General features: G+C 67.4%; 6 protein-coding genes. 4 read left to right on the top strand and 2 right to left on the bottom strand.

Translation table 11 applies throughout. The features are described from left to right. Window positions 1-563 precede the first annotated feature (563 nt). From RM531_RS07980 to RM531_RS07965, 4 genes are all read left to right on the top strand, one after another. Window positions 564-1037, top strand: a complete 474-nt coding sequence (locus RM531_RS07980; protein WP_311658505.1) for a tRNA (cytidine(34)-2'-O)-methyltransferase — start codon at window positions 564-566, stop codon at window positions 1035-1037. 18 nt (window positions 1038-1055) lie between these two features. Continuing rightward, complete coding sequence (locus tag RM531_RS07975; protein ID WP_311658504.1) at window positions 1056-1691, top strand: response regulator; 636 nt, start codon at window positions 1056-1058, stop codon at window positions 1689-1691. A gap of 63 nt (window positions 1692-1754) precedes the next feature. Next, window positions 1755-3059 (top strand): sensor histidine kinase, encoded by a 1305-nt coding sequence (locus RM531_RS07970; RefSeq protein WP_311658502.1) that lies wholly within the window; start codon window positions 1755-1757, stop codon window positions 3057-3059. Window positions 3060-3121: 62 nt separating this feature from the next. After that, window positions 3122-5482 (top strand): TonB-dependent receptor, encoded by a 2361-nt coding sequence (locus tag RM531_RS07965; RefSeq protein WP_311658501.1) that lies wholly within the window; start codon window positions 3122-3124, stop codon window positions 5480-5482. Between the two features lie 56 nt (window positions 5483-5538). Here the strand turns inward: RM531_RS07965 and plsB are convergent, their stop codons facing one another. Together plsB and RM531_RS07955 are read right to left on the bottom strand one after the other, a co-directional pair. After that, a complete protein-coding gene (plsB, locus tag RM531_RS07960) occupies window positions 5539-8010 on the bottom strand; it encodes a glycerol-3-phosphate 1-O-acyltransferase PlsB (RefSeq protein ID WP_311658499.1) in 2472 nt (823 codons plus the stop codon). A 2-nt stretch (window positions 8011-8012) separates the two neighbouring features. Then, window positions 8013-8723, bottom strand: coding sequence for a protein kinase family protein (locus tag RM531_RS07955; protein WP_311658498.1), 711 nt, complete (start codon window positions 8721-8723; stop codon window positions 8013-8015). Window position 8724: the final 1 nt, after the last annotated feature.

Raw genomic sequence — 8724 nt, 5'->3', positions numbered from 1 at the left:
ATGTTTGTGAACCGTACCCCCGGACCGCTTGTCCCCCGGTCAGCGCCGCAGCGCTGACCGGGGGATTCCCGCCCGACCGCCGGGGCATGAATCGGGCCGTGCCGACAGGACGTCGTGTCCTGAACGGCACTAAACGGGCCATCCGTGGCCCGTTTACCCGATGCCCCGGCGATCGGGCGGCAAGCGCTAACGGGCGGGAAGAGGCGACCCCACCCGGCTATGGCACCTCTTCATTCCCGTCGGGACGAGCTGAGCACTGCAGGGCGGCGAGGTTCCCGGCCCGCCAGGGGCGCGCCCGGGACGGGCGCGCGGTTTTCGCCGGCACACGGAGGTGCCGTCGAAACACCCCCTCGCCGACCGAAGCGCACAGGGCATCCTGCCTCGAACCCCGTTCGAGGCAGGACTCGCCCGCCGGGAGCGTTTCTTTGGTGACTTTCTTGTCGCACAAGAAAGACACCCGGCCCGCGTCAGCGGGGCGGAATCTTCTTCTGTCCCAGAACCCTGGAAACGCCGCGTTACCGGCAAGCTCCGATGCCACCCAGAAGAAGTGCGACCATATCTCCATGCACATCGCTCTATACCAACCCGAAATCCCGCCCAACACCGGCAACGTCATCCGCTTGTGCGCCAATCTGGGCGCCACGCTGCACTTGATCGAGCCGCTGGGGTTCGAACTGGATGACGCCCGCCTGCGCCGGGCCGGCCTGGACTATCGGGAACTGGCCTGCCTGCGGACCTGGCCCGGCCTGGAAAGCCTGCGCACCGCCCTGCCGGACCACCGGTTGCTGGCCTGCTCGACCCGCGGCCGGCAGCGCTACGACCAGGTTCATTACGGGCCGGACGACCTTCTCCTGTTCGGGCCGGAAACCCGGGGGCTACCGGATACGCTGCTATCGACCATGCCACCGGCACAGGTTCTGCGCATTCCCATGCGGCCGGGCAATCGCAGTCTGAATCTGTCGAATGCGGTATCGGTGATCGCCTTCGAGGCCTGGCGGCAGGCCGATTTCGACGGTGCGGGTCTGACGCCTGATTGATTGCATTATCATCGTTCCATGAACGCGACACCGCAGACAGGTATCCGGGTATTGCTGGTCGACGACCACGCAGTGGTGCGGGCCGGCTACGGGCGGTTGCTCAAGAGCGCGCCGGATATCGTGGTCGCCGGCGAAACCGATACCGGCGAATCGGCCTATCAGCTGGTCAGTCAGACGCATTTCGACGTGGTGGTGATGGACCTGTCACTGCCAGGCATGAGCGGCATAGAGGCCTGTTCGCGCATCCGCAAGCGCCGTCCCGACACCCGGGTGCTGGTGTTTTCGGTGCACGAGGAAGAGATCTTCGTGAAACGGGCGCTGCAAGCCGGGGCGGATGGTTACCTCACCAAGCGCGCGGTGGCCGAGGTGCTGGTGGACGCGGTGCGCGAGGTTGCGGTCGGCAAGCGCTATCTCGACCCCAATCTCGCCATGGCCGGTGCCGGCGTCGATCCGCTGGCCTGCCTGTCGCGGCGGGAGTTCGAGATATTCCGGCTGCTGGCCGAGGGCCATGCGGTGCCGGACATCGCCAACGCGCTGTTCCTGAGTCCGAAGACTGTGTCCAACCACGCCAGCCGTATCCGCACTAAGCTGGATGCCGGTTCGGCGGCGGATCTGACCCGGCTGGCGATCCGTCGCGGCGTGATCGCCGCCTGACCGGTGGCTGCCGGCCGCCACGGACCGCGCCGATCGCCCCGGCTGGGTCTGCGGGCGCGGTTGATGCTGTTCATCACCCTGCTGCTGGCAATGGTCCTGCTGGCCGCTACCGCCCTGGTGATCCAGAACGCGCGCATCGCAGTCAGCGACGAAACCGAAGCCACCGTGTCGCTGGCCGCGGCACTGCTGGGGCGCACCCTGCCCCGGCATACCGACAGCAACAACCTGTTGCGCCAGTTCACCCCCGGGGAACAACTGCGTCACCTGTGTCTGCGGCTGATTCTGCCGCGCACCCCCGCCCCGACCTGCTCGGATACCACGCCGCCCGGCACGCCGGCCTGGTTCTCTGCGCTGACCCGCCCGGAACAGGCGGCCGAGACCGTGCTCGATATCGAGGGCCAGCCCGGGCGCATCCTGATTCATGCCGATCCGGCAGACGAGATTGCCGAAGCCTGGCGTGACGTGCGCGGCCTGCTGGTGCTGATTCTCCTGTTCTATGCGGTCTCGCTGGCAGCCGTATTCCGTTCGCTGGGCCGTATCACCCGACCGGTCGAGACCATTGGCGCCGCGCTGGCCGGGGTCGAGCACGGCGAGTTCGAGCGCCGCCTGCCGGCGTTCGACATGCCCGAGTTCGACCGTCTTGCCGCCCGTTTCAACCTGATGGTGGCCACGCTGGAACGCACCCGCGACGAGAACCAGCGCCTGCACCGCCATTCGCTGCGCATCCAGGAAACCGAGCGCCAGCGGCTGGCCCGTGAGCTGCACGACGAGCTGGGTCAAAGTCTCACCGCGATCCGCGCGGATGTGGGCGGTATTCTCGCCCGCGAGGACAGCCTGCCGGCGGACGTGGCGGAATCGGCCCGGGCGATCAGCGACGTGGCCGGCCGCATCTATGACCAGGCCCGCAGCATGATGCGCCGGTTGCGCCCGCCCGGTCTCGACGAACTGGGTCTGGCCCCGGCGCTGGAGGAAACCGTGGCCGGCTGGCAGCGACAGAATCCGGACATCACGTATCACCTGACACCCGCCAGCGACCTGTCCGGCCTGGACCCGGAGATCGCCATCCACGTGTTCCGTATCGTGCAGGAGGCGCTGACCAACGCCCACCGGCACGCCTCACCCGAAACCATCCGTATCCGGCTGGCGGGCGAGGCGGAACAGGTGACGGCCACCATCGAGGACGATGGCGACGGGTTCGACCCGGCGCGCATGTCCACCGGCGTGGGCATCTCCGGCATGCGTGAGCGGGCCGAACTGCTGGGCGGGCAGTTGCAGATCGACAGCCGGCCCGGACGCGGCACCCGGGTTCACGCCAGCCTGCCACGCACCCCACCGAAAAATCGGGAAGTATTCCCATTGAGCGACTAGCAGCCCCGGTCGACGATGCTCCCTCACGTCATACTCATAAATCGCCAAGGGGAGACATCCGGATGCCAAACGCCACACGGAGGCTGGCACTTGCGTCGGTACTGATTGCCGCGAGTGCCGGGGCGCAAGCGCAGAACAAGCAGGAGGAACTGGAGCAGGTCGACGTCATCAGCACCACCCCGTTCGAGGGCAGCGAAGTCGACGCCAACCGCTACCCGGCCAACGTGCAGTCCAGCACGGCCGAGGACATCGAACGCACCGACCCGGTCAACATGGTCGAGTTCCTGAACACCGAGCTGGGAAGCGTCCACATCAATGATGCCGTGAACAACCCGTTCCAGCCCGACCTCAAGTACCGCGGCTACGTCGCCTCGCCGCTGCTGGGACTGCCCCAGGGCATCTCCGTGTATCAGGACGGCGTGCGCGTCAATGAACCCTTCGGCGACACCGTCAACTTCGACCTGATTCCCCAGGCGGCGATCGCCGATATCGATCTGCTACCCGGCTCCAATCCACTGTTCGGCCTCAACACCCTGGGCGGTGCGCTCAACATCAAGACCAAGACGGGCTTTTCTCATCCCGGCCTGCAGGCCGAGGCCTACGGCGGCGACTTCGGGCGTTACGGCGGCCACGTCTCGGTGGGCGGCAACAGCGGCAACTTCGGCTGGCTGTTTCTGGTGCAGGGCATGGAAGAGGACGGCTGGCGCGACTTCTCGGATTCCGAGGTCCTGCAGCTGTTCTCCAAGCTCAGCCACATCGACGCAGGCGGGGAAACCCATCTGTCGATCACCGCTGCCGACAACACCCTGCGCGGCAACGGCGCCGTGCCGCGGCGGCTGGCCGAAGAGCGCGGCCGCGAGCAGGTCTTTACCTATCCGGATGAAACTTCGCCGGAAATGCTGATGGTCAACCTGCGCGGGGTGCGCGATCTCGACGACCGGATGTCGCTGGCCTGGGGCGGCTACTACCGCAAGAGCGACATCGACACCTTCAACGGTGACGGCAGCGAATTCGAGGACTGCGCCGAGGAACTCCCGGCCCAGGCCGGCAACCTCTGCGAAGAAGAAGAGGGCTCGGATGAACCGCCCGAGGTGGTGGAAGATCCCAACGGCGAGCCGATCCCGGCCGGCGCCGACACCCTGGGCGGCACCCAGAACACCTCCAGCAACGAGCAGGAGGGCTGGGGCGTGAACCTGCAGCTAAAGACACCGGGCCTGATCGGCGGCGAACTCACCACCGGCCTGACCTATGATGCCGGCGACAGCGACTTCGCGTCGCAGCAGGAAGTGGCCCGGCTGACCGCCGAGCGCGGCACCGTGGGCAGCGGCTTCTTCGTGGGCGAGTCATTCACCCGGGTCAACGTGGACAACAGCAATATCGGCGCCTTCTTCCTGCATCGCGCCCCGCTGACACCGGACCTGGAATGGACGCTGGGCGGCCGCTTCAACCGCACCGAGATCACGCTCAACGACCGGACCCCGGCGTTTGCCACCGAGCCCGGCAACAGCCTGGACGGCGACCACCACTTCTCCCGCCTGAACATGACCAGCGGTCTGGCCTGGGAAGTGTCGCGCCAGCTGACCTTCTTCGGCAGCGTGGGGCAGTCCTCACGGGCCCCGTCCCCGCTGGAACTGACCTGCGCCAATCCCGAGGCGCCGTGCCGCCTGCCCAACGGCTTCGTGGATGATCCGCCGCTGGAGCAGGTGGTGGCCACCACCATCGAGGTCGGTGCCCGCGGCGGCACTCGCAACCTGGCCTGGCGTACCGCGGCATTCCACGCCGTCAACGAGGACGACATCATCTTCATCTCGGCCGGCAACCGTTTCGAGGGCTTCTTCGACAACGTCGGCGACACCCGCCGGCAGGGCGTGGAGCTGGGCATGGAATGGCGGGTGATGCCCACCGTGCGGCTGAGTGCGGACTACACCTATCTCAATGCCGAATTCCGTGACAGCTTCCGCGTGAACTCCCCCAATCATCCCAACCGCGAGCCGAACCCCGCCGAGCCGGATGAAGGCCAGGCGGCTGAAAGTGCCCAGCAGGTCAACTCGGGCGACCGGCTGCCGCTGGTGCCCGAGCACATCTTCAAGCTGGGTGCCGACTGGGAAGCCAGCGACCGGCTACGGTTGGGCGTGGACGTGGTCGGCAACGGCGACCAGATCTTTCGCGGCGACGAATCCAATACCGACAGCGAGACCATCGACGGCTTCGCCATCGTCAACCTTCGCGGCGAGATATCGGTTACCAGTGCGGTTTCCCTGTTTGCCCGGGTCAACAACGTGTTCGACACCGATTACGAGACGTTCGGGGTGTACGGCGAATCGGATGAAGTCCTGGACGGGCCGCAGTTCGAGGACGCCTTCCGTTTCATCGGTCCCGGCGCGCCGCGTGGCATCTGGGGCGGCGTCCGGGTGGCGTTGTAATCACGCCTGGTGTCTCCCTGTCCTGTGTTGAAGCGCCCCGCCCCGGCGGGGTTGTTTCATGCCCGGCGCTCGGCCGGCGGCTGACTGGTCAGGTGCAGGATGGTCTGGCGGATATCCGGCCCGAGCAGTTGCAGGGCGTGTTCGGCCAGCACCCGCATTTGCGGGTCAATGCGCAGGGAACCACCGTTACCGGTGAGCAGTCCGTCGCGCTGCAGCGTTTGCAGATGATTGCGGAACAACCGCAGATCGAAGAACTCGGGGCTGTTACGGCCGGTGAGAATGGCCATGCGTTCGGCCATAAGCTGGCACTGGCGCTCGAAGGCGCCGCGCTCGATATGGCCGCTGTCGAGACTGTTGGCCAGCAGCACCGCGGTCATGCCGTAACGCTCCAGGGTTTCGCGCATGATGCGCGCCAGGCTGATCAGGGCCGCGAATTCGCGGGTCCCAACCGCCGGGCGCCGCAGGTCGCCGGTGTTTCCGTCCTCGGTCAACAAACCCACCGTGAGCATGCCGTCGAGCGCCGTATCCAGCGCCGGCGCCACCCCGTCCGCCGGCCAGCGCAGGAACAGCTCCGCGGCCAGTAGCGGATAGAGCGCTTCGGCGTCGCGCAACACGGCGGCCCGCGAACAGGTCTCGGAATGGGCGAAGAAATTGGCCAGCAACGACGGCAGCGCGAACAGATGCATCACGTTGTTGCGGGTATAGGTCAGCAGCACCGCGTCGCGATCAGCCAGTGTGAGCACATCGCCCCAGGCATGGGGGTGACGTTGCAATCGCACCAGCGGCTCGGCCTCGGCCAGCAGCGCCGCGCCGTCAGCCGACGGCAGGCGGACATCCGGGCTGTAGGGACAGGCCCGTGCCAGCGCCAGCAGCGCTTCCACCCCATGGATCAGCTCGTGTTCGGCCACGGCCTTCTGCGGGCTGCCCAGCAGGATCAGCGATACCAGCCCGGCCGCGTTGAGCGACGCCGTTGCATTGATTCGCACCATCACCGTTTCGGCCACGTCGTCAACGAAACCGGCCAGCCAGTCGGGGCGCGAGGGACCGGGCACCGTCGGGAGTTGGTCGCGCCAGCCGGGCCGGTGGCGGTCGGCCCACTGATCCAGGCGCAGCGGTTCGCCGAACGAGATGTGCGCCCGCCCGTATTTGCGGGACAACACCTTGCGGCTGCTGCGCAACAACCCGCGCACGGACTCCCCCTTCTTCGGGCGGGTGCCGCTGAGCTCCTCGAAGTAGCTGTTGACCTCCATCACCCGGTCATAGCCGATGTAGACCGGCACCAGCGCCACCGGACGCTCCGGATGATGCAGCAGGCCACCGGCCACCATCGCCAGCATGCCGGTCTTGGGCGGTAACAGCCGGCCGGTGCGACTGCGCCCGCCCTCGGGATAGAACTTCATCGGCTGCCCCCGGCCGATGAGCACGTCCACGTAGCTGCGGAAAACCGCGGTGTAGAGCTTGTCGCCCCGGAAACTGCGGCGCAGGTAGAACGCCCCGCAGCGCCGCAGCAGACCGCCGACCGGCCAGAAGTCCAGATTGATGCCGGCGGCAATCTGCGGCAGGGCGAACCCCTCCTGGTAGAGGATGTAGGACACCAGCAGATAGTCCATGTGGCTTCGGTGCGAGGGCAGATACACCAGCGAGGCATCATGGGCGGTATCGCGCAGCCGCTGCAGATGCGCCACCTCGACCCCGTCGTAGATGCGATGCCACAGCCAGGACAGCACCCGCAGCATGAAGCCGATGGCGATGTTGGAGTAGTCGGCGGCGATCTCGTCGGCGCAGGATCGTGCCCGGGCCCGGATGGCGGCGACGCTGACGTTCTCGGCCCGGGCGGTACGTTCGATCACGGCCCGCACTTCCGGGTCGGCCAGCACCGAATTGATCACCTGGCCGCGATGGGACAGTGCCGGGCCCAGCGTGGCCGCGCGCTGTCGCCGGAAATGCACCCGCAGCACCCGGGAGAGCTTGCGCACCGCCACCTCGGGGGCCACATCCCGGCCGGCGAAGGCGCTGTAATCCAGCGGCTGCCCGAAGTGCAGCAGCGTATTGCGCCCCTGGGCCAGGATGATCAGCAGCTTGCGCAGCCGGCCGGGGCGTTCCGTATCCGCAAACAGGATGCGGAACAGCGAGGTCTCCTTGACCGGGTTCTGTCCCCAGAAAATGGATACCGGCACGATCTGGACACCGGATGCCGGTGCCTCCATGCCCTGCTGGATCATCCGCTGCCAGACCGCCCGCCCGCGCCCGGCGGCTTCGGGCAGGGCCAGCACCACCGCCCGGTCATCCGCGGGCAGCCGGTGGCGGACCGGATGCGGCCGCGGCAGGCCGTGGCCGGCTACCGCCATCTCCAGCGCCAGCCAGTCGCTCAGGCCGGCGCCGGCCAGCACGTAACAGATGCGCCGCTGGTCATCCAGCGCCAACTCGTTCAGATCGGTAGGCGTCACCCGGGGGCGGACCCAGGCCCGCAGCGGCCAGCGCACCAGACCCACGAACAGCAACAGGACGCGACCGAAAAACGCGCGCATCTCTAACGCTCCGGCTGGCGCACGAGCAGCCGCACCAGGCGGCGAACACCGACGCCGATCGCCCGGGCAAAACGGGCGGGCCAACCCCGATGCTCGGCGCGACGGGTCTCCTCGGCAGTGGCCAGTTCCGGCGCCCAGCGCAGCTTGAGCTTGGCCAGGGCATTGCGATCAGCCTCGCAGAAGGCGCGAAAGATCGCATTCCAGGGCCGGTTCCAGGGCCGGCCGCGATGCACCCGGGCCACGAAATCCACCAGACAGGGCTGGCCGTCGGCACGCAGCAGGATATTGCCCGAGCCACGCAGATCGCCGTGCGCCACCCCCCGTGCATGGACGTCGGCCAGCAGCCTTTCCAGGCGCTCGTGCGCCGCGGGTGTGGGTTGCGACCGTGACCATTTGGGCGCCGGCAGATACTCGATCAGGATGCCGAGCCCGTCCACCCGGCGATAACACCGGGGAATGCCATCGAGCCCGGCCAGCCGCTGCAGGGCGGTAGCCTCGCGATACACGAACAGCGGCGCGAACCACCGCATCAGCCAGGCACTGTCGGCGTAATCCTTGAACACCGCCTCGGCCTCGCCGGCGACCACTCGGGTCACGCTGGGCTGGGTGCCGCCGCCATCGCGAAAGCGCTCCCGCGCGTGGGCCTGTAGCTGTTCACGATTGAACGCGACCAACCGGTCGAAATCCGATGCCGCGCGGTCGCTGCCCGCCACC

Source organism: Spectribacter acetivorans (genome assembly GCF_031846305.1).
GTDB lineage: Bacteria > Pseudomonadota > Gammaproteobacteria > Nevskiales > Salinisphaeraceae > Spectribacter > Spectribacter acetivorans.
The sequence above is the reverse complement of the archived record's forward strand: the minus strand, read 5'-3'. Positions and strand labels throughout refer to the sequence as shown.

Bases quoted from the DNA above. Each gene is read 5' to 3' on its own strand.
- RM531_RS07980 (WP_311658505.1), top strand. From the start codon at position 564: ATGCACATCGCTCTATACCAACCCGAAATCCCGCCCAACACCGGCAAC.
- RM531_RS07975 (WP_311658504.1), top strand. From the start codon at position 1,056: ATGAACGCGACACCGCAGACAGGTATCCGGGTATTGCTGGTCGACGAC.
- RM531_RS07970 (WP_311658502.1), top strand. From the start codon at position 1,755: ATGCTGTTCATCACCCTGCTGCTGGCAATGGTCCTGCTGGCCGCTACC.
- RM531_RS07965 (WP_311658501.1), top strand. From the start codon at position 3,122: ATGCCAAACGCCACACGGAGGCTGGCACTTGCGTCGGTACTGATTGCC.
- plsB (WP_311658499.1), bottom strand. From the start codon at position 8,010: ATGCGCGCGTTTTTCGGTCGCGTCCTGTTGCTGTTCGTGGGTCTGGTG.